Source organism: Sinorhizobium garamanticum (assembly GCF_029892065.1).
Classification (GTDB): Bacteria; Pseudomonadota; Alphaproteobacteria; order Rhizobiales; family Rhizobiaceae; genus Sinorhizobium; species Sinorhizobium garamanticum.
Map to the genome: position 1 here is coordinate 1,344,461 of NZ_CP120374.1, position 19,142 is coordinate 1,363,602.

General features: G+C 62.8%; 16 protein-coding genes and 1 pseudogene. 4 read left to right on the plus strand and 13 right to left on the minus strand.

Going from position 1 to position 19,142, the window contains the following annotated elements; translation table 11 throughout:
• Window positions 1–258: 258 nt before the first annotated feature.
• Window positions 259–900 (minus strand): VOC family protein, encoded by a 642-nt coding sequence (locus PZN02_RS26060; protein WP_280661854.1) that lies wholly within the window; start codon window positions 898–900, stop codon window positions 259–261.
• A gap of 549 nt (window positions 901–1,449) precedes the next feature.
• Between PZN02_RS26060 and PZN02_RS26065 the strand changes: the two genes are divergently transcribed.
• Window positions 1,450–1,815 (plus strand): YbaN family protein, encoded by a 366-nt coding sequence (locus tag PZN02_RS26065; protein WP_280661855.1) that lies wholly within the window; start codon window positions 1,450–1,452, stop codon window positions 1,813–1,815.
• Between the two features lie 15 nt (window positions 1,816–1,830).
• On the opposite strand, the gene PZN02_RS26070 is transcribed toward PZN02_RS26065, so the two are convergent.
• From PZN02_RS26070 to PZN02_RS26100, 7 genes and pseudogenes are all read right to left on the minus strand, one after another.
• Window positions 1,831–2,526, minus strand: a complete 696-nt coding sequence (locus PZN02_RS26070; RefSeq protein ID WP_280661856.1) for a NapC/NirT family cytochrome c — start codon at window positions 2,524–2,526, stop codon at window positions 1,831–1,833.
• A 4-nt stretch (window positions 2,527–2,530) separates the two neighbouring features.
• On the minus strand, window positions 2,531–3,037 hold the full coding sequence (locus PZN02_RS26075; RefSeq protein WP_280661857.1) for a nitrate reductase cytochrome c-type subunit: 507 nt from the start codon (window positions 3,035–3,037) through the stop codon (window positions 2,531–2,533).
• A complete protein-coding gene (gene napA, locus PZN02_RS26080) occupies window positions 3,007–5,511 on the minus strand; it encodes a periplasmic nitrate reductase subunit alpha (RefSeq protein ID WP_280661858.1) in 2,505 nt (834 codons plus the stop codon). The genes PZN02_RS26075 and napA overlap by 31 nt, the downstream gene beginning before the upstream one ends.
• A complete protein-coding gene (locus tag PZN02_RS26085) occupies window positions 5,486–5,773 on the minus strand; it encodes a chaperone NapD (protein WP_280661859.1) in 288 nt (95 codons plus the stop codon). Before PZN02_RS26085 ends, napA begins: the two co-directional genes overlap by 26 nt.
• Window positions 5,766–6,266, minus strand: a complete 501-nt coding sequence (locus PZN02_RS26090) for a ferredoxin-type protein NapF (protein WP_280661860.1) — start codon at window positions 6,264–6,266, stop codon at window positions 5,766–5,768. The genes PZN02_RS26085 and PZN02_RS26090 overlap by 8 nt, the downstream gene beginning before the upstream one ends.
• Window positions 6,267–6,274: 8 nt before the next feature.
• Window positions 6,275–6,469 carry a periplasmic nitrate reductase, NapE protein gene (gene napE, locus PZN02_RS26095; RefSeq protein WP_280661861.1) on the minus strand — a complete coding sequence of 65 codons (195 nt, stop codon included), beginning with the start codon at window positions 6,467–6,469 and terminating at the stop codon, window positions 6,275–6,277.
• 324 nt (window positions 6,470–6,793) lie between these two features.
• Window positions 6,794–7,218: pseudogene (locus tag PZN02_RS26100) on the minus strand (pseudoazurin).
• Window positions 7,219–7,585: 367 nt separating this feature from the next.
• Between PZN02_RS26100 and PZN02_RS26105 the strand changes: the two are divergent.
• Genes PZN02_RS26105 through PZN02_RS26115 form a run of 3 tightly spaced genes read left to right on the plus strand, consistent with a single transcriptional unit; the run spans window position 7,586 to window position 12,574 of the window.
• Window positions 7,586–8,194 (plus strand): TetR/AcrR family transcriptional regulator, encoded by a 609-nt coding sequence (locus PZN02_RS26105; RefSeq protein ID WP_280661862.1) that lies wholly within the window; start codon window positions 7,586–7,588, stop codon window positions 8,192–8,194.
• Between the two features lie 55 nt (window positions 8,195–8,249).
• A complete protein-coding gene (locus tag PZN02_RS26110) occupies window positions 8,250–9,395 on the plus strand; it encodes an efflux RND transporter periplasmic adaptor subunit (RefSeq protein WP_280661863.1) in 1,146 nt (381 codons plus the stop codon).
• A gap of 32 nt (window positions 9,396–9,427) precedes the next feature.
• Window positions 9,428–12,574, plus strand: coding sequence for an efflux RND transporter permease subunit (locus PZN02_RS26115; RefSeq protein WP_280661864.1), 3,147 nt, complete (start codon window positions 9,428–9,430; stop codon window positions 12,572–12,574).
• A 67-nt stretch (window positions 12,575–12,641) separates the two neighbouring features.
• Here PZN02_RS26115 and PZN02_RS26120 read toward each other — a convergent pair whose 3' ends face one another.
• The 5 genes from PZN02_RS26120 to PZN02_RS26140 all read right to left on the minus strand — a co-directional run bounded on the left by PZN02_RS26120 (window position 12,642) and on the right by PZN02_RS26140 (window position 19,069).
• On the minus strand, window positions 12,642–14,444 hold the full coding sequence (locus tag PZN02_RS26120; protein WP_280661865.1) for an NAD(P)/FAD-dependent oxidoreductase: 1,803 nt from the start codon (window positions 14,442–14,444) through the stop codon (window positions 12,642–12,644).
• A gap of 70 nt (window positions 14,445–14,514) precedes the next feature.
• Entirely contained in the window at window positions 14,515–15,588 is a 1,074-nt protein-coding gene (locus tag PZN02_RS26125; RefSeq protein ID WP_280661866.1) for a 2,3-butanediol dehydrogenase, read from the minus strand.
• Window positions 15,589–15,761: 173 nt separating this feature from the next.
• Entirely contained in the window at window positions 15,762–17,648 is a 1,887-nt protein-coding gene (locus PZN02_RS26130) for a sigma-54-dependent Fis family transcriptional regulator (RefSeq protein ID WP_280661867.1), read from the minus strand.
• A gap of 296 nt (window positions 17,649–17,944) precedes the next feature.
• Window positions 17,945–18,154, minus strand: coding sequence for a dodecin (locus PZN02_RS26135; protein WP_136506368.1), 210 nt, complete (start codon window positions 18,152–18,154; stop codon window positions 17,945–17,947).
• Between the two features lie 336 nt (window positions 18,155–18,490).
• Window positions 18,491–19,069 carry a hypothetical protein gene (locus PZN02_RS26140; RefSeq protein ID WP_280661868.1) on the minus strand — a complete coding sequence of 193 codons (579 nt, stop codon included), beginning with the start codon at window positions 19,067–19,069 and terminating at the stop codon, window positions 18,491–18,493.
• Window positions 19,070–19,142 lie beyond the last annotated feature (73 nt).

The following is a 19,142-nucleotide window of genomic DNA, read 5'->3' on the forward strand; positions in this document are numbered from 1 at the left end:
TTCCAACGTTGCACGGTCGCAAACTAGAATTTTGCAGTAATCACACTCGGTTGGCCGCTCCGAAGAATTGCCTTCGACAAGCAAAGCCGCGCTATGCCCTGTTCCGAGCAGCCACGGCCTGAGCCTGCGTGTGAAGCAATAAATATATGGGGCTAGGCCCGAATGCCGGCCACTCTGATTCTGCTGCCCTATCCGGCAAGCCCGTGACAGATGGCGGGAAGTGTGAGGACGGGTAGCCGGGCGATGTTGCCGACGCGGCTAGCCTTTGCCACCGGCAAACGCGATAAGGTTGCCATCGGGATCTCGCACGATGAAGGTGCGAGCTCCCCACGGCTCTGTCCTCAAGCTCTGGTGGAACGCGACGCCTTCGCTCTGATACTCCAGGAATAGCGGCTTGGGGTCGCCGAGGGTGAGTGTTGCGGAAAGAGCATCACGTTCCCTCTCCCGAAAGCCGCTGTCAAAAACAGGGCCGCCGACTTTTCGCAAGTTCAAGCGGCCGCCATCGCGAAAGACCTGTGCATAGAATGGCGGCTCTCCGTAAGAGAACGCGATCTTGAAGCCGAGTTTGTGAACATAAAATCGGCACGCTATCTCGATGTCGGAAACGAAGAGCTGCGGCTCTGCTGCCGTGATGACAGACGTGTTATCGGAGGAGACTGCCGATCCTGTCATGGTATCGATCCCTTTGATCATCGCGGCCCAGTTCTCGAAACCGTGTTTTCTGGCGATAAGCTCCTGCGCGTCACTGAGCCTGAACTCGGCCTCCAGCACTTCCCCATCGCTTAAGTCTCGGAATTTGGCCAGCGCTGACCTGATCTGCTCCGCGACAGGATAGTACCGTTCACGGTGCCATCGCAGGTATAGTTTGGCTTGCTTTCTGAGGTTTTCGCTATTTGGCATGGGCGCGCGCTACGTTTGACTTTGTTGTAGGCGGGCAAGGCCCCTCCGGCTCGTAAGCCGACGCGCCCTACAGCAGCATGATTGATGCTAGCCCAGTGCAGCAACTGCTTCAAGGGGAGTGAGCCGCTGGGCCTCGATGATCAACGGCACCGCCGAGCGTGCTTGAATGCTGGGCTTCTCCCAAGCTCCGGGCTACCCTTATCCGGCAAGCCCGCGATAGAAGGCGGGGTGCGGCCGGTAGCCGGGCAATGTTGCCGACGATGGCATAGCCGTTCTGGCCGAACAAAAACGCATGCGCGACCAGGCCCGGCGCCAACGGCGCCGCATCACCACGATCATGGAACTGCTTCACGAGCTTGACGAGATCGGCTATCACGACGCCGACCGAAGCGTGCTGGTAGAAGCGCGGCTGCTTTTCGAAGACCGCCTACGCCGCGCAGGAGGGCGCGCGCCTGCTCAATGCCGGCGCCCTCTTGCCGTTCCAAGGAGGGTGCGCGATGAGCAGGCACAGGCTTCCAGGCCCCGTCGCGCGCGATCTGGAGACGGCGAATGAACCTTCCGTTGCGTATCCTTTGTTTGTGCCTTGGCTGGCTGATGGTCGGGTTCGCCATCGCAGGCGTTTTCCTGCCGATCCTGCCCACCACACCTTTCCTGCTCTTGGCGGCGGGCCTGTTCGCCCGGGCGTCCCCCCGGCTTGAGCGCTGGCTCGTCGAGCATCCCGTATTCGGCGCTTCGCTGCGCCTCTGGCGGGAAAAGGGTGCGATCGCTGTAAGGGCGAAGTTCGCCTCCGTCGCCTTGATCGCCGCAAGCTTCGGCCTCTTTCTTTTCAGCAAGCCGGACGCGATGCTTGCGGCCATCGTCGCGGTCGTGATGGCACTCCCCGTCGCCTTCATCCTGACGCGCCCGAGCAATTGACCCTGGCAAAAGGCGTCAGAAGTTGCTCGCGTGCAGCTCCTTCATCGCCTGCCGGAGCTCGTCGATCGGGGTTGAACTCGTGGTGGTTTCGCCTTCGAGTTCCGGCGGCACCTTCCAGCCCGGATCGATGCCCTCCATGTTCGGCAGCTCGTGCGCGATGCCCTTATGGCAATCGATACACGTCGCCCGGCCGGGAAGCAGATAGCGGGTGTGGATCGTCGCCGCCCGTTCCGTCTGCTTCTGCAGATCCATAGCCACAGACGAATGGCAATTGCGGCATTCGAGACTGTCGTTTGCCTTTAGCCGCGCCCATTCATGCTGGGCGAGTTCCAGCCGGTGCTCGAGGAATTTCGGGCGGGTATTGATCGTCCCGAAGATCTTGCCCCAGACCTCCTTCGACGCCTGCATCTTGCGGGCGATCTTGTCCGTCCAGTCATGGGGCACGTGGCAGTCGGGACAGGTGGCCCTGACGCCGGAGCGGTTGGAGAAATGGATCGTCCGCGTCAGCTCCTGATAGACGTTGTCGCGCATCTCATGGCAGGAGGTGCAGAAGGTCTCTGTGTTGGTGAGCTCGAGCGCGGTGTTGAAGGCACCCCAGAACATCACGCCGCCGACGAAGCCGCCGAGCGTCAGGAAGCCGAGGCTCAGCGTTCCCGCCGGCGTGCTGACGATGCGCCACGCCCAAAGGACGAGTTTCCTAGTCGATTCCATGGCGTCACTCGCTTCCCGCCGGCTTGACGCCCAGCTCGCTCATATCCTTGAACGTGTTGCCGACCAGCGGCTTGACGTTCGCCTGCGGCACGTGGCAGGCGGTGCAGAAATAGCGCCGCGGCGACACGTCCGCGAGCATCTGGCCGTCGCGCGTCATATAGTGAGTGACGCTGATCATCGGCGCGCCCGACTCCTCGGTGAACTCGCGCCTGTGGCAGGAAAGGCAGCGGTTGGTGTTGACGGAGAGCTGATATCCCTCGATCGAATGCGGGATCACTGGCGGCTGGTCGGGATAGTTGCGCTCCTTGCGGACGTCGTCGACCACCCATTTCGGTATCGGGGGCGCCCCCGGCTCGGTCATCTCCTGCGGCGGGCCGGAAAGTTCCGGCACCCTTTCTCCGGGCGTCATCTGGGCGATCGCCGCGCTGCTGACGAACAGGAGCGTGAGCAGCGCTCCGAGCATCCATCCTGGGCTTCTCATCATGCGACAGAAACGAGCTTGACCGCGCATTTTTTGAAATCCGTCTGTTTGGAGATGGGATCGGTAGCGTCGAGCGTTACCTTGTTGATGAGCTTGCTGGCGTCGAACCACGGAACGAAGATGACGCCGGGAGGCATGCGGTTGCGGCCGCGTGTCTCGACGCGGGCGAGGATTTCGCCGCGCCGGGAAACGATCCTGACTTCGGCACCCTGATTGAGGCCGCGCTTGCGGGCATCGTCCGCGTTCACGAAACAAACCGCCCCGGGGAAGGCCCGGTATAGCTCCGGCACCCGCATCGTCATCGAGCCGGAATGCCAATGTTCGAGCACGCGGCCCGTGACCAGCCAGACATCGTATTCGTCATCAGGCGGCTCGGCCGGGGGCTCGTAGGGAACGGCAAGGATCACCGCCCTGCCGTCCGGGCGTCCGTAGAACTTCACGCCCTCGCCCGGCTTCACATAGGGGTCGTAACCTTCGCGGTAGCGCCAGCGCGTCTCTTTCCCATCGACCACCGGCCAGCGCAGCCCACGCTCCTCATGGTAGCGGTCATAGGGGGCGAGATCGTGCCCGTGACCGCGGCCGAAGGAGGCATATTCCTCGAAGAGGCCCTTCTGGATGTAGAAGCCGAAGGCCTCGGCCTCGTTGTTGGCGTAGTCGCCGTTGACCTCGTTCAAGGGGAAGCGATCCACCTCGCCGTTCTTGAACAGCACGTCGTGCAGCGTCTTGCCGCGATAGGACGGATTGGCATCAAGGATTTCCGCCGGCCAGACCTCGTCGGTCGTGAACCGCTTGGAAAACTCGACCATCTGCCACAGGTCCGACCGCGCCTCGCCCGGCGCCTGCACGAGCTGGTGCCAGACATGGGTGCGGCGTTCGGCGTTGCCATAGGCGCCTTCCTTCTCCACCCACATGGCAGCCGGCAGGATAAGGTCCGCGCTCATGGCCGTGATCGTCGGATAGACGTCGGAAACGACGATGAAGTTGTCGGGGTTGCGGTAGCCCTGGTAAGTTTCGTTGCTGGTGTTGGGCGCCGCCTGGACGTTGTTGTTGACCTGCACCCAATAGAAATTGAGCTTGCCGTCTTTCAGCATGCGGTCCTGTTCGACAGCATGATAACCCGGCTTTTCCGGAATGAGGCCGTGCGGCACACGCCAGATCTCCTCGGCGTGCTCGCGATGTTCCGGGTTGGTCACCGTCATGTCGGCCGGCAGGCGATGGGCAAAAGTGCCGACCTCGCGCGCCGTGCCGCAGGCAGAAGGCTGCCCGGTCAGCGAGAACGGGCTGTTGCCCGGCTCCGAAATCTTTCCCGTCAAGAGATGGAGATTGTAGACCATCTGGTTGACCCAGACGCCGCGCACATGCTGGTTGAACCCCATGGTCCAGAGCGACATCACCTTGCGGTTGGGGTTCGCGTAGAGCTCGGCCAGTTGTTCCAGGAAGCCGACGTCGACGCCCGTCAGTTCGGCGGTCTTTTCCAGCGTATAGTCCGAGACGAACGTCTTGAAGTCGTCGAAAGTGCTCGGCGTCATCTTGGCGGCGTCCTTGGCGTTCACCGCCTTGACCTCGAGCGGATTGTCCGGCCTCAAGCCGTAGCCGATGTCGGTCGCGCCAACCATGAAGGTGGTGTGCTTGTCGACGAACTCCTGATTGACGCGCCCCGTCTGAATGATGTGATTGGCGATGTAATTGAGGATCGCGAGGTCCGTTCCCGGCGTGAAGACGATCGGGATGTCGGCGAGGTCCATGCTGCGGTGGGTGAAGGTCGAGAGCACCGCGACGCGCACATGCGGCTGGCCGAGCCGCCGGTCGGCGAGCCGCGTCCAGAGGATCGGGTGCATCTCCGCCATGTTCGAGCCCCAAAGCACGAAGGCGTCGGCGTGCTCGAAGTCGTCGTAGCATCCCATCGGCTCGTCCATGCCGAAGGTGCGCATGAAGGCGTAGGCTGCCGAGGCCATGCAATGGCGAGCATTGGGGTCGAGATTGTTGGAGCGGAAGCCGGCCCGCATCAGTTTCGTCGCCGCATAGCCCTCGAAGATCGTCCACTGCCCGGAGCCGAACATGCCGACGGCCGTCGGCCCCTTCTCCTTCAGGACTTTCTTCACCTGCTCCGCCATCACGTCGAAGGCTTCGTCCCAGCTTACCGGCTCGAATTCGCCGTCCTTGGCAAAGGCGCCGTTGCGCTTGCGCATAAGCGGCGTCTTCAGCCGGTCGGCGCCGTACATGATCTTCGACAGGAAATAGCCCTTGATGCAGTTGAGGCCGCGATTGACCTCCGCCTGCATATCGCCATGGGTGGCAACCACCTGGCCTTCCTTCACGCCCACCATCACGCCGCAGCCGGTGCCGCAGAAGCGGCAGGGCGCCTTCGACCATTTGATCTCCAGCGCGCCGACGCCACCGGGTACGGGCTGTGCGGCGGCGGGAAGCGCGATGCCCGCGGTCGCCGCTGCTATGCCCGCCGCATGGGCCTTGAGGATGTCACGCCGCGTCAGTTCGCCGGTCATTGCCGATCGTCTCCTCTTTCTCAACATGCTCGAACACCATGTTGGCCGCGACCACGCCTTCGAGCGCGGAAATCTGCGACAGGCACTCGCCGAGCATGCCCGTGCTCGTTCCTTCGATGACCACCACGATCTTGCCGCCCTGGTGGCCGTAAACCTCGACATTGCTCATTCGGGAAAGCGCCGCCAGAACCTTGTCCTCCATCGCCGGAACGGCGACGACGACGGCGCTCGAGATATGATATTCGCTCGGTTTGTCAGGCATTGGCGCTCTCCTGATGCCGTGCAGAGACGTGAACGGCGCCGACCGGACAGATGCCGACGCAGGCGCCGCAACCGCTGCAGGCATCTTCGTCGACGACCGGCAGGAAAGGCCCGCCGATCCGCGGCTGGAAGCGGATCGCCAACTCCGGACAGCTGTCGCGGCAGGACTGGCAGGCGACGTTGTTCTTCGCCAGGCAATGATCGGCGATCGCCGCCACATGCTGATAGCGCGTTACGTCGGCAAACTGGAAGACCGGCTCTGGACAGGCACTCCGGCATTCACCGCAGAAGGTGCACTCGCCGACTGAAAAATCGAGCGATGGCCGATTGCCGGCAAGGCTGATGATCTGCGTCGGACACGCGTCCACGCAGCGGCCGCAACCGGTGCAGGCGGCGAGGCTCTCGAGCGTCACACCCGGCGGAAAGATCCGTTCGGGCTCAGGCGCGCCACGTCCGAACAGCAGGTCTCGTCTGGAAATCGTCGCAACCGCCATGACGCACCTCAATGTGGCGCCGGCGGCGGACCGGGCGGTCCGAAGACAAGCTGAAACATCCAGACGAGGAATCCATAGCCGCCAACGACAGCGACGGCGAGCAGCGGCCAGATGCCGAAGGCCAGCACCAGAAATGTCAGAAGTTCGCGTCGTCGGGATTGCGGCGGTGGCGCCGTCACCTGCTGCGGAGATAAGTCGGACACGCTAACGTCCCCCGTTGGTGCACTCGTCAGCATAGTAACAATCCTTGACGGGAAAGAAAGGAAAATAAACTAAACTGTTGTTTTCAAGAATAGAAATAACATCTGTCAATTCAATGGGATATTATTACCCGGGCAAATGTGGGGTTTTCTTCGGAGTGAGCGCCCGCATCATTTCGCATTTTCGAAAAAGCGACATTCTACAACGCCAGCGCGTGGAGACGTCGGCGGCGGCGCCGAAGAAAGAAGGGCCGGTGCGGTGTTCGCGCCGCACCGGCCTTTATCTCTGTTGGTTGGATGTCGCCCGCTATCGACGAACGCCGCCGTTTACAGTGCCAGCGCCGTGAAGGCGGCGTTGAGACGCTCCTGCGCCTTCTTTGGGTTTTTTGCCCCTTTCGCCGCGTCGAGATTGGCCGGGCCGTCGCCGACCTGCACGACGCCCACCATGCCCATGCCGTAATGCGGCGTGCACTTCACGCCGTAGACGCCCGGAGTCGTGAACGTGACCGTGTAGTTCTCGTTGACCTTGCTCTTCAGCGCTTCGGCACCATGCCCTTGATCGTCTCGACATTGTGGCCCTTGTCGGTCGGGATGAAGGTTACGGTGTCGCCGGCGGCGATCTTCAGCGAAGCCGGCTCAAAGACCATCACGCCGTCCTTGCCCTTGTTGAGCATGTGTACTTCAAAGTCTGCCGCGAGTGCAGGGGTGGTGATCAGCATTGCCGCTGCTGCGAGGCCAAGGCCCTTCTTCATCCCAAGGTCCTTCTTCATCCCAAGGCCGTTCTTCATCATTGTCAGCATTTCATCTTCTCCGTTGAACCATCGGGCCCTGCCGTGGTTGTCGCCCCGGAAATAGGCCGATGCCGACCTGCCGACTTTGACGCGCGTCAAATAACACGCAGGATGACAGCCGATTGCCGCTGACGTCCTGCTTCCCGTGTGCACGCGAACCGCGACGCCGCGATCGTCGACGTCATCGCAGCCCTTCCGCCCTCCGCGACATTTGAGCCGCCAATGCGATTCGACGGCAGTTCCGTCGTCGCGGATCATTGACAGATTACGTCTATCGGCTTAAGACTGACGAAATTCAAAAATCGTCACTCGTAATTCGTGGAATGAAATGAGCGAACTCGCAGACACCGGCGTCGACGCAACCAGGCAGGAAAACGTGACGCGGATCCTCGATTCCGCCGAGCGGCTGTTCCGGCATTACGGCTACAGCAAGACGAATGTGGCCGACATCGCCCGCGACCTCGAAATGTCGCCCGCCAATATCTATCGCTTCTTCGCTTCGAAGACGGAGATCCACCAGGCGCTTTGCGCGCGCATGCTGGCCGCGAGCTACCAACAGGCCCAGGAGATTGCCCGCCTCCCGTTAAGCGCCTCGGAGCGCCTCCGCCGCTATGCGCATGCGCAGCACAAGATGACGGTCGAGACCATGCTCGACCAAGAGAAGGTCCACGAGATGGTCGTCGTGGCCATCGAGCGGGAATGGCACGTCATAGAAAAGCACATCGATCGAATCGACCAGCTCCTGGCCCAGATCATCCGCGAGGGCATCGCGGCCGGCGAATTCGCCGAGCAGGATCCGGAGGTCGCCGCCCGATGCTTCGACGCCAGCCTGATAACCCTCTGTCACCCGCAGATCGTGGCCCAGTGTCTCGCGAAGCAAAATCGCGCGACACCCGACGAGCTGATCGAATTCGCGATCAGAGCACTGAAGAAATAATCGAGCCAGAAATATTCGAGCCGCACGGCGGCAGACAGGATCAGGAGTGCCAGAGATGTTTTCACCAAAGGCCCTCGAAAAGAGAACCCGGGTCGTCGCCAAGCTTGCGGCCGCGCTTGCTATCACCGTCGCCCTCTCCGCCTGCTCGGAAGAGAAGGTGGAGACCAAGGAGATCATCCGGCCGGTCAAGGTCGTCGAGATCGCCGCGGCCGGCAATGTGCGTGAACTCGACTATTCCGGTTCGGTGAAGGCGCGCACGGAGATGAATCTCGGCTTCCGCGTCGCCGGCAAGATCACCGAAAGGCTTGTCAATATCGGCGACCGGGTGAAGCCGGGCGACCTGCTCGCCCGCATCGATCCGACCGATTATGAGCTTGCCGTGAAAAGCGCCGAGGCAAACCTCGCCGCCGCTGAAAAGCAGGTGGAAACGACGGCGCTGACGAAGATGCGGGCGGAGCAGCTCTTCACCCGCGAATTCTCGTCCAAGGCTGAGCTTGATCAGGCGGCGCTCCTTTACGATCAGGCCGTCTCCACACGGGATGCCGCCGCCTCGTCGCTCGACCAGGCCAGGAACCAGGTCACCTACACGGATCTGAAATCCGACCAGAACGGCATCGTCACCGCGATCAATGCCGATATCGGCCAGGTTGTCGGCACCGGCACGCCGGTGGTGACCGTCGCCGTCGATGGTGAGAAAGAAGTGCAGATCGCCGTGCCCGAGATGGATGTATCCGAATTCAAGCCGGGCAAGACGGTCAAGGCGCGCTTCTGGTCGGACGAAGCACTCGTGCTCGACGGCCACGTGCGCGAGGTTTCCGGCAGCGCGGACCAGCAGTCGCGGACTTTTTCCGTGCGCGTCAGCCTGCCGACCGACCCGCGCGTGCTGCTCGGCATGACAGCCACGATCGAGGCGGCCGCGGACAGCTCGCAGCCGTCGGTTTCCATCCCGTTGAGCGCGCTTGCCGAAAGGGACGGCCGGAAGCTCGTCTGGGTGGTTGATCGTGACAGCTCGACGGTGCATGCGCGCGACGTCACGCTCGCCGAATTCACCGGCGACGGCGTACGCATCGCCGAAGGGCTTGAGCAGGGTGATCTCGTCGTTGCCGCCGGCACGCAATTCATGACGGAAGACCTGAAGGTGAAGCTGCCGGCAGCCGACCAACAGTCAGCGCTTGCCGAAACGGGCGAAGTGCTTCGCTAACCCCCCATTTATCGATAGAACGGAACGACGCCATGCATGCCTCCACTGAGGACAGGAAACCGTTCAACCTCTCGCGCTGGGCGATAGGCCATCCGAGCATCGCGCGTTTCCTCTTCGCGTTGATCATCATCACCGGCGCGCTCGGCCTCGTACGCATGGGCCAGCGCGAAGATCCGGAATTCACGTTCCGCGTCATGGTTATCCAGGCCGTCTGGCCGGGTGCATCGATCGAGGAGATGCAGGACCAGGTCGTCAACAAGATCGAGCGCAAGCTGCAGGAAACGCCGCATCTCGATTTCGTCCGCTCCTATACGCGCGCCGGCACCGCCATCATCACGCTGCAGGTCGAAGGCGACACCAATGCCGAAGAGGTGGCCGACGCCTTCTACCAGGTGCGCAAGAAGGTCGGCGACATCGACAACGAACTGCCGGAAGGCCTGCTCGGCCCCTATTTCAACGACGAGTTCGGTGACACCTTCATCACGCTCCATTCGATCAGCGGCGACGGCTACAGCTATCCCGAGCTCAAGAAGTTCGCGATCCAGGGTCGCGACATGCTCCTGACGACGCCCGGCGTCGAAAAGGTGTCGATCATCGGCGACCAGCCGGAGAAGATCTATATCGACGTATCCTCCAAGGCGCTCGCGGAACGCGGGCTGACGCTCAACGATCTGCGCAGCGCGATTGTCGGCCAGAACAATGTTGATCTCGCCGGCTCCGTCGATACCGGCACGCGCTCCGTCCGCATTTCCGTCGAAGGCGGCGTCGACCGGGCCGAGGATATCCGTCAGCTGAGATTGCGCGCGGGAGACCAGGTGATCCGGCTCGGCGATATCGCCAGCGTCACCTCGGGACTGGAAGACCCCTTCCAGCGCAAGTTCCGCTTCAACGGTCACGACGGCGTCCAGATCGGCGTGGTCATGGCGAAAGGATTCAACGTCACGGACGTCGGTAAGGCGGTGGAAGCGACCTATGAACGCTTCGAATCCTCGCTTCCTTACGGTGTGTCGGTCGACCAGATTTCCAATCAGCCGGAGGTCGTCACCGAAGCGATCAGCGAATTCAGCCATGCGCTGATCGAGGCGCTGATCATCGTGCTCATCGTCTCCTTCCTGTCGATCGGCTGGCGCTCCGGCCTGGTGATCGCGATCGCCATACCGCTGGTGCTCGCCGCCACATTCGCGATCATGTACGAACTCGGCATCGACCTGCAGCGCATCTCTCTCGGGGCGCTGATCATCGCGCTCGGCCTCCTCGTCGACGACGCGATGATCGTCGTCGAGATGATGGAGCGCAAGCTCGAGGAAGGCCTGGTGAAAATCGAGGCGGCGAGCTTCGCCTATTCCTCCACCGCCTTTCCGATGCTGACCGGCACGCTGATCACGACCGCGGGCTTCATCCCAGTCGGCTTCGCGGAATCGACTGCTGGCGAGTATGTGCGCTCGCTCTTTTATGTCGTCGGCATCGCGCTGGTGGTCTCCTGGTTCGTCGCCGTCTATTTCACGCCCTGGCTCGGCTACATGATCCTCAAGCAGCGCCATCATGCAGGCAGCCATCACGACGTCTTCGACACACGCTTTTACCGGCGCTTGCGCGCGACGGTCGGCTGGGCCGTGCGCCATAGGGTCATCGTGCTCGTCATGACGCTTGCGACCTTCGTCGGCAGCCTCTGGGCGTTCCAGTTCATCCCGAAGAACTTCTTCCCGCAGTCGTCGCGGCCGGAAATCCTGGTCGATCTGTGGCTGCCGGAAGGAAGCAGCATCAAGGAGGTCGAGAAGCAGGCCAAGGCTCTCGAAGCCCGGATGATGGACGACGAGGACAAGCGCTTCATCGCCACCTATATCGGTGAGGGCGCACCGCGCTTCTTCCTGCCGCTCGACCAGCAGCTCCGCAACCCGAACTTCGCCCAGCTCCTCGTCATGGCCAAGGACGAGCCGGCCCGCGAGCGGCTGATCACAAAGCTGCGGACGGTCATTGCCGAAGATTTCCCGTCGATCCGCGCCAAGGTCGACCGGCTGTTCCTCGGTCCGCCGACCGGCTGGCCCGTGCAGTTGCGCGTGATGGGCCCGGACCGCGCCGAAGTGCGCCGCATCGCCGATGAGGTGAAGGCGAAGTTCAACGAAAACCCGCTGCTCGGCGCCGTTCACGACGACTGGCTGGAGCCGGTGACTGCGATGAAGCTGGTGATCGACCAGGACCGCGCCCGGGCGCTGGGCGTCACCTCGCAGCGCATCCGCCAGATGCTGCAGGCATCGATGTCCGGCGTGCCGCTCGATAATTTCCGCGACGGCGAGGAAACCGTCTCGATCGTCGCGAGGGAGCCGGACGGCAATCGCCAACTGCTTTCGGCCGTCAACTCGGTCTATGTCCCGACCGATTTCGGCGGCTTCGTGCCCGTCTCGCAGGTCGCCAAGGTCGTGCCGGTCATGGAACAGGGCATCGAATGGCGGCGCGATCGCCTGCCGACGATTACGGTCCGCGGCACGCTTCCTGATGGTGTGCAGTCGAACGACGTTACGATGAAGCTCTACGACGAGCTTCAGGGCCTGAGGGATGGCCTCGCCCCTGGCTACAAGGTCGAGATCCAGGGCGGCGCCGAAGACAGTGCCGAAAGCCAGGCCTCGATAGCCGCCAAGGCGCCGATCATGCTGCTCGTGATCGTCATCCTGCTGATGGCGCAACTCCAGCATTTCGGCAAGGCGATGCTGGTCTTGGCAACCGGGCCGCTCGGCATCATTGGCGCCGCCGCCGCGCTGCTCATCAGCGGCGCGCCCTTCGGCTTCGTCGCGATCCTCGGCGTCATCGCACTGCTCGGCATCATCATCCGCAACTCGATCATCCTTGTCGACCAGATCGATCAGGACATCGCGGCGGGCATGGAGCGCTCGGAGGCGATCATCGGCGCGGCGGTTCGCCGCTTCCGGCCAATCATGCTGACGGCGCTCACCGCCGTGCTGGCGCTGATCCCGATCTCCCGCGGCGTGTTCTGGGGTCCACTCGCCTACGCCATGATGGGCGGCATCCTGGTCGCGACGGTGCTCACGATCCTGGTGCTGCCGGCCGGCTACGCGCTGTTCTTCGGCCGGGAGCCGAAGGCGCAGGAGAGCGAGCCGGAAGCTACCGAGCAGCCCCCCGAGGACGAGGAAGAGCGCTATCCCGCGCCGATTGCGGCGGAGTAAGCTCTGCCTCCACAATCCTTGATGCGCCAGCCGGAACATGAGCCGGCTGGCGTTTTATAGTCGCCGCTCAGCCGAGGTGGTGACGCTCCTGGAGGCCGTAGACCGGCGTCGCAATGCCTTCGCAGCGGGCCTTCAGCTGCAATGAAAGATACTGCGAATAGTGCCGCGATTGATGCAGGTTGCCGCCGTGGAACCAGAGTGCCTGCTGCTGCGTCGGCTTCCACATGTTGCGCTGCTCGCCCTCCCACGGACCGGGATCTTTCGGCGTGTCGGAGCCGAGGCCCCATACCTTGCCGACCTTGTCGGCGACCTCCTTCGAGATGAGATCGGCCGCCCAGCCGTTCATCGAGCCATAGCCGGTGGCGTAGACGACGAGATCGGCCGGAAGCTCGGTGCCGTCCTTCAAGACGACGGCATCCTCCGTCAGGTGGCTGACGTCGGAGCCTGATTTCAGCTTGATGCTGCCGTCGATGACGAGATCGCAGGCGCCGACGTCGATGTAATAGCCGGAACCGCGGCGCAGATATTTCATGAACAGGCCGGAACCGTCGGCACCCCAGTCGAGCATGAAGCCGGCCTTTTCCAGATCCGCATAGAACTTGGCGTCGCGTTCGCGCATCTTCTCGTAAAGCGGAATCTGGAACTCGTGCATGATCCGATAGGGCAGCGAGGCGAAGATCAGGTCCGCCTTGCGCGTCGTCATCCCGGCGGCAACCGCCCGCTCGGAATAGAGATCCCCGAGGCCGATCTCCATCAGCGTGTCGGAGCGTACGATGTGCGTCGACGAACGCTGCACCATCGTCACGCCGGCACCGCCTTCCCAAAGCGCCGCGCAGATATCATGGGCGGAATTGTTGGAGCCGATGACGACCACTTTCTTGCCGCGATAGGCGTCCGGACCCGGATGTTGCGACGAATGCTGCTGTTCGCCCTTGAAGACGTCCTGGCCGTGAAGTTTCGGAATGTTCGGCTTGCCCGACATGCCGGTCGCCAGGACAAGCTGCTTCGGCCGAAGCACGACTTGCTCGCCGTTGCGCTCGACGACGACCGTCCACTCCTTCGCCTCCTCGTCGTACGTGGCCGACTTGCAGGCGGTCGAGCCCCAGTAGTTGAGCTCCATCACCTTGGTATACATCTCCAGCCAGTCGCCGATCTTGTCCTTCGGCGCAAAGACCGGCCAGTTCTCCGGGAAGGGGATATAGGGCAGATGGTCGTACCAGACCGGGTCGTGCAGGCAGAGCGACTTGTAACGCTTGCGCCAGCTATCGCCCGGGCGTTCATTCTTCTCGATGATGATCGTCTGCACGTTCAGCTGGCGCAGGCGCGCGCCGAGCGCAATGCCGCCCTGCCCGCCGCCGATGATGACGACGTAGGGCTGCGTCGCAAAGCCGAGTTCGGCCGCCTCCCCTTCTCGCTTTTCCTTCCACGTCCGGCGATTGGGGTCGTGACCGTGCTCGGCGCCGAGTGGCCGCCTGAAGCCTTTCGGCTCCTCGTGCCCCTTGAGTTCCGTCATCGTGGTGAGAAGCGTCCAGATCAGGCCGTTCTTCAACCGGACATGTCCGTAGCCGCGCGCCACCTTCGTCTCGAATTCGAACCACCCGTCGGTCACCCCGTCCCCGCCGCTCGCCTGTTCCTTCGCGTCCTGCCGGAACTGCGCCGGCTTCACTACCGCGAGCTGGCTCGTCAGCATGTCGCGGATCTGGTCCCGGCCCTCCATCGTCCTGATGTTCCAGGTAAACGCGACGAGGTCGCGCCAGTAGCAATCCGCCTGGAACAGATTGACGGCGGCCTCGATATCGCCCTGTTCGAGCGCCCTGCCGAGTTTGGCAAGCGCGTTGTCGATGCGGGTGTTGGGACTTTCTTCAAGCATGAGATCTCCTCCTTTTTCGCTTGATTGAGACACGGGCGGCTCCTCATCCGCCGGCACGGGAACATCGGCTTCACTTCATGAGATCGATCAGGATCTTCAGGTGCTTGCCGGACGGATCGAGAAGCGCGTCGAAGCCGTCGGCCACCGCTTCATCGAGGGCGATGCGTCTCGTGACGATCCGCTTCGCCGGCAGCAGGCCGGACGCGATCAGACGTATGACGCGCGGCCAATAGTGGGTTGGATAGGCCCAGGAGCCGCGCAGTTCGATGTCCTTGAAGGTGACCTGGAACCACTCGAGCGGGTTCTCGTGCGGATGCAGCCCCGTCTGCACGACGACCCCCTGTTTGCGCACCGCATCGACACTGGCCTTGAGCGCATGCTCGTTCCCGACGCATTCGATCGCGACGTCGCAGCCGACCTTGCCTTCGGTCAAAGCGCGCACGACCTCACCCGGTCTTCTTCGCTCAGGGTTGATCGTGACGAGATCTGGCACGATCGATGCCGCGAATTCGAGGCGGGCGTCGTTGATGTCGGAGACGAAGAGCTGCGCCGCACCGGCTGCACGCGCGGCAAGCAGTGTCAGCACGCCGATCGGTCCAGCGCCGGTGACGAGCACGCTGCTCCCGGCCGTCACCCCGCCGCGATCGCAGGCATAGACCGCAACGGCGCTCGGCTCGACGAGCGCTGCCTCCTCGTCCGTCATTTCATCGGGAATCGTCTCGACGTTGTATTCGTTGAGCAGAGCGTATTCGGCCATGCCGCCCGACGCCCAGCTCAAGCCCGCCAGCGCCAACTGCGTGCTCAGGTGGAAGAGGCCGCGATCGGCAAAATAGTCGCCAGCGCGCGGCATGATCAGCGGCTGCACGGAAACCCGGTCGCCGGCGCAAAGCGATGTCACTCCGTCGCCGACCGCTTCGACCACGCCGCCGAACTCGTGGCCCAGGACTTGAGGTCCATGGGCGCCGGTGAAGGGATGCGGCTCCTTGGGAATGAAAATTGGGCCGTAGGCATATTCATGCAGATCGGTGCCGCATATGCCGACGAAGCGGTTGCGGATCAGCACCTGCCCGGCCGCGGCTTTGCCCGGCGCCGGGATGTCCTCGATCCTGAGATCCTTGGCCGCATGAAATCTGAGCGCTCGCATGTCTCCTCCTGATCGTTGCCGTTGTGGTCGAGCAGCGATCTGCAATGGCCGTGCCAAGCCGGCGCGGACGAGGAAAATGCAATGATTTCAAGGACAATGGTGAACCGGGCATATTGCGCCAAACAATGCATCCGCCACAGGTGTGGCAGCCGATCCGTTGCACGCGAAGATGCTCAGTGCTTCTGCTTGAGGTGGTAGCGCCTGATCTGCCGATGCACCGTCGAGCGATCGAGGCCCAGCCTTCGCGCTGCCTCGGAGACATTCCAGTTGCAGGCATCGAGCATCAGGCTCAACGCTGCGCCAGCGTCGCCCGCATCGTCCGGCTCGGCCTGTGCGATGAGATAGTCCGGCAGATCGCAAACGTCGATGACAGAGCCTTCGGCGAGCGCGGTCGCAACCGCGATGGCGTTGTCGAGTTCGCGAATGTTTCCCGGCCAATCATGCGCCTTCAACGCCACGCGCGCGGCCGGAGAGAGCGTGAGTTCTCCGGCGGCATCGGAATGCCGCTTCAGGATCTGCTCCAGCACCCAATCGAAGTCCGGCCTGTCTCTCAGCGCCGGCAGTGAGAGCGTCGCGGCATTGAGCCGGTAATAGAGATCTTCGCGAAAGGCGCCTTGCGAGACCAGTGTCTGCAAAGGCCGATGCGAGGCTGAAACGATCCGGATCTGCACCGCGCGCGGCACCGTGCCTCCAACCGGAAGCACCTCGCGCTCGGCCAGCACCCGGAGCAGACGGCTCTGCAGCGCAAGAGGCATGTCACCGATCTCGTCGAGAAAGAGCGTGCCGCCGTCCGCCTGTTCGATCAGGCCCTTGCGGCCTTTGGCCGACGCGCCGGTGAACGCGCCCGGCAGATAGCCAAAGAGTTCGCTCTCGATCAGTTGCTCGGGGATCGCCGCGCAATTGATGGCGACGAAGCGGCCCGTAAGGCCGCTGCCCTCGTGGATGGCGCGCGCCAGGTGTTCCTTGCCCGTACCGGTCTCGCCTTGGATGAGAATCGGCAGTCCGGTGCGGGCGAGTTTGGCGGCCTTTGCCTGCAACGCGACGATTTCAGGCGCGTCGCCGCCGAGCCGGCGCAGCGGCGGCGGGATCTGCGCGCGTAAGACGCCCGGCGCGCGGATGCCGGAATGCGGCTCGATGGCATGGGCGAAGAGCGCATTGCCGTCGCGGGCGAAGACGAGCCGTTCCTGCGTCGGCCGGCGGCGCGTGAGATCGGGAAGGTCGTCAACTTCCAGGTCGAGGAAGCGCGATACCGGCTCGCCGATGAGCAGGCGCGGATCACGCCAGTCAAGCCCGGTCGAGCGCGCCAGGATCTTGGCCCCGCCGTGGGTCATGCCGGCGATCCGCCCGAGGTCGTCGATCGAGATCGCCGCCTCCGGGTCGACGTCGAGGAATTCCGGCGAACGCGAGAAACGCAGCACCCATTGATGCCGCGCCTGGGCCATGAGATTGGCGAGTTCGATCCGCCTTGCGCTGGCGGTGACCAGATGAAGCGCCAGGTTCTGGCTTGCCTTCAGGATCGGTGAACTCAAGAGCGAGATGTCGAGGACGGCCGAAAGTTGGCCGTGAACGTCGTAGATCGGCGCCGCCGTGCAGGAGAGCGGCGTGTGCGTGTTGTCGAAGTGGTCGGTCTGGTGGATCGTCAGCGCCTCGCCTGTCTCGATGCAGGCGCCGACGGCGCAGGTTCCGGCGCGCCATTCGGACCATTCGGAACCGAGATAGAGGCCCGCCTTGCGAAGGCTGTTGTTGAAAAGCGGATCGCCAAGGAACTCGACGGTCACGCCCTGCCGGTCGGAGAGCAGCAGCACATAGTTCTGCCCCGCCACCTGCCGGAACAGATGCTCGAGCCCGGAGCGGGCGATGGTGATCAGGTCTTCCGACTGCTGGCGATGCTCCTTGAGCCGCGTCTCCGGTACGATATAGGCCTCGCAAGCCTGCGCCGGATCGAGGTGGTGATGTTCCAGGCAGCGCCGCCAGGATTTGACGACCATAGCGTCGCGACTGCTCGGAAGGCCACGGCCGACGCGCTCGATTTCGCGGATGTGGTCGGAATGTGAAAACATGACCGCCTCCCAACGGACCGCCTTCCTCCTGCTGCATGTTTCCTGAATCCGAACCGATTCAAGGAGACATGCCATTCGACGCGCTACAGCGGCACGATTGAGCCGGAAAAGGCGTGACCGCGCCGGAGGGGGCGAGTGTGCGCATGGGAAGCCAAAATGTAAAGGAAGGACAAACCGAGGAGCGGGCGCGCGATAATCCGCGTCCTTGTGCTCGGAACGCCGGCACGCGACGACCCGGGCTATCATCCGGGCCGACGTCACTTAATGCATCCTTGATCGGCCGGATCGGCCGCGCATCAATCGTCGAGGCGGAAGCCCACCTTCATGACGACCTGATAATGGGCCACCTCCCCGTTGACGATCTGCCCGCGGATCTGGTCGACCTCGAACCAGTCGAGATTGCGCATGGTTTTCGAGGCGCGCGAAATCGCCGCTTCGATGGCGTCGGTAACCGAGGCCGTTGAACTTCCGATCAACTCTATCTTCTTGTAGACGTGCCCGCTCACAGTAACCTCCTCGGGTTCTGATTGATCCTGCAGCGCCGTGCGTCTTTTCAGACGCACAAAGGGTCGCTGTAGCACTCTGAATTACTGCATGTTTTTGTCCCTAAATCGCCTCCGATTTAAGGACACATGCAGTAGTCCGAACATCGCCCTCGGGCAGCCAAGGGCGGCGCGCGCTCGCACCGCCGATTATCGAGGACGATAGAGCCAGCATGCTCCCGTTGGATCGCGATTGCCAGCCGGCGCGTTCGGAATTTGCGGGCACGAAGTGTGGCCGGAATGCTTGGACGCATTCATGCTCCGAAGCGTCGCTTGGCTGCTTCTTTGGTGGCTCCTAGTCTATCGCTCGGCGCGCTCGCGCTCCTTCTCGATGGCATGGGCCAGAGAGTGAACTATTACGGCATAGAACAACAATCCCGATGCCGATCCGAGCACGCGCCCTCGCATGAGCTGCAAAAGGCCGATTCCTCCCAGAGCGGAAGCCAGCAGAGGGCTCCCCAGGAGACGTTGCGCTGCGTAGGAATGCCAGAAGAATTCGCTCGCAGTTCCTAATGTTTGCCCTCGCAAAACCTGCAAAAGGCCGAATCCGATGAGCCCCGCGCCGGTCGCCTTGAGAAGGCCGGTGTCACCGCCCGGTTTCAGTGCGCGCACGACGGCGCGAGCACTGGTGCCGGGTCGCTCGGCACGAAGTTCGAAGATGCGGCGGGCCGCAGCGTCGTCACGGAGCGCGTCGATATCACCCGTGTGCCAGATGGTGATGCTGCCTGTCTGGTGGTTCGTCTTCAGCACCCCGATAACGCCGTTGTCGGCAAGATCCCGCTCGACGCCTTGGAAGAACGACGCATCGCCACGCTTGGAAGGGACTTTCAGGCGCACGCGCCCGGGTGACTCATGTTCAAGAAAGGCGATCGGCAGCATGTCGTCCATCTCCCCCAAAGGGTGACCAACACGGATGTATCAGGGTATCGTTAGATATCCACGCCAGACCAAC

What these genes read in the sequence shown, in the direction of transcription:
- PZN02_RS26060 (WP_280661854.1), bottom strand. Translation starts at nt 900, where the DNA reads ATGCCAAATAGCGAAAACCTCAGAAAGCAAGCCAAACTATACCTGCGA.
- PZN02_RS26120 (WP_280661865.1), bottom strand. Translation starts at nt 14,444, where the DNA reads ATGCTTGAAGAAAGTCCCAACACCCGCATCGACAACGCGCTTGCCAAA.
- PZN02_RS26105 (WP_280661862.1), top strand. Translation starts at nt 7,586, where the DNA reads ATGAGCGAACTCGCAGACACCGGCGTCGACGCAACCAGGCAGGAAAAC.
- PZN02_RS26130 (WP_280661867.1), bottom strand. Translation starts at nt 17,648, where the DNA reads ATGTTTTCACATTCCGACCACATCCGCGAAATCGAGCGCGTCGGCCGT.
- napA (WP_280661858.1), bottom strand. Translation starts at nt 5,511, where the DNA reads ATGACCGGCGAACTGACGCGGCGTGACATCCTCAAGGCCCATGCGGCG.
- PZN02_RS26115 (WP_280661864.1), top strand. Translation starts at nt 9,428, where the DNA reads ATGCATGCCTCCACTGAGGACAGGAAACCGTTCAACCTCTCGCGCTGG.
- PZN02_RS26110 (WP_280661863.1), top strand. Translation starts at nt 8,250, where the DNA reads ATGTTTTCACCAAAGGCCCTCGAAAAGAGAACCCGGGTCGTCGCCAAG.
- PZN02_RS26125 (WP_280661866.1), bottom strand. Translation starts at nt 15,588, where the DNA reads ATGCGAGCGCTCAGATTTCATGCGGCCAAGGATCTCAGGATCGAGGAC.
- PZN02_RS26140 (WP_280661868.1), bottom strand. Translation starts at nt 19,069, where the DNA reads ATGCTGCCGATCGCCTTTCTTGAACATGAGTCACCCGGGCGCGTGCGC.
- PZN02_RS26065 (WP_280661855.1), top strand. Translation starts at nt 1,450, where the DNA reads ATGAACCTTCCGTTGCGTATCCTTTGTTTGTGCCTTGGCTGGCTGATG.
- PZN02_RS26085 (WP_280661859.1), bottom strand. Translation starts at nt 5,773, where the DNA reads ATGCCTGACAAACCGAGCGAATATCATATCTCGAGCGCCGTCGTCGTC.
- PZN02_RS26070 (WP_280661856.1), bottom strand. Translation starts at nt 2,526, where the DNA reads ATGGAATCGACTAGGAAACTCGTCCTTTGGGCGTGGCGCATCGTCAGC.
- PZN02_RS26090 (WP_280661860.1), bottom strand. Translation starts at nt 6,266, where the DNA reads ATGGCGGTTGCGACGATTTCCAGACGAGACCTGCTGTTCGGACGTGGC.
- PZN02_RS26075 (WP_280661857.1), bottom strand. Translation starts at nt 3,037, where the DNA reads ATGCGCGGTCAAGCTCGTTTCTGTCGCATGATGAGAAGCCCAGGATGG.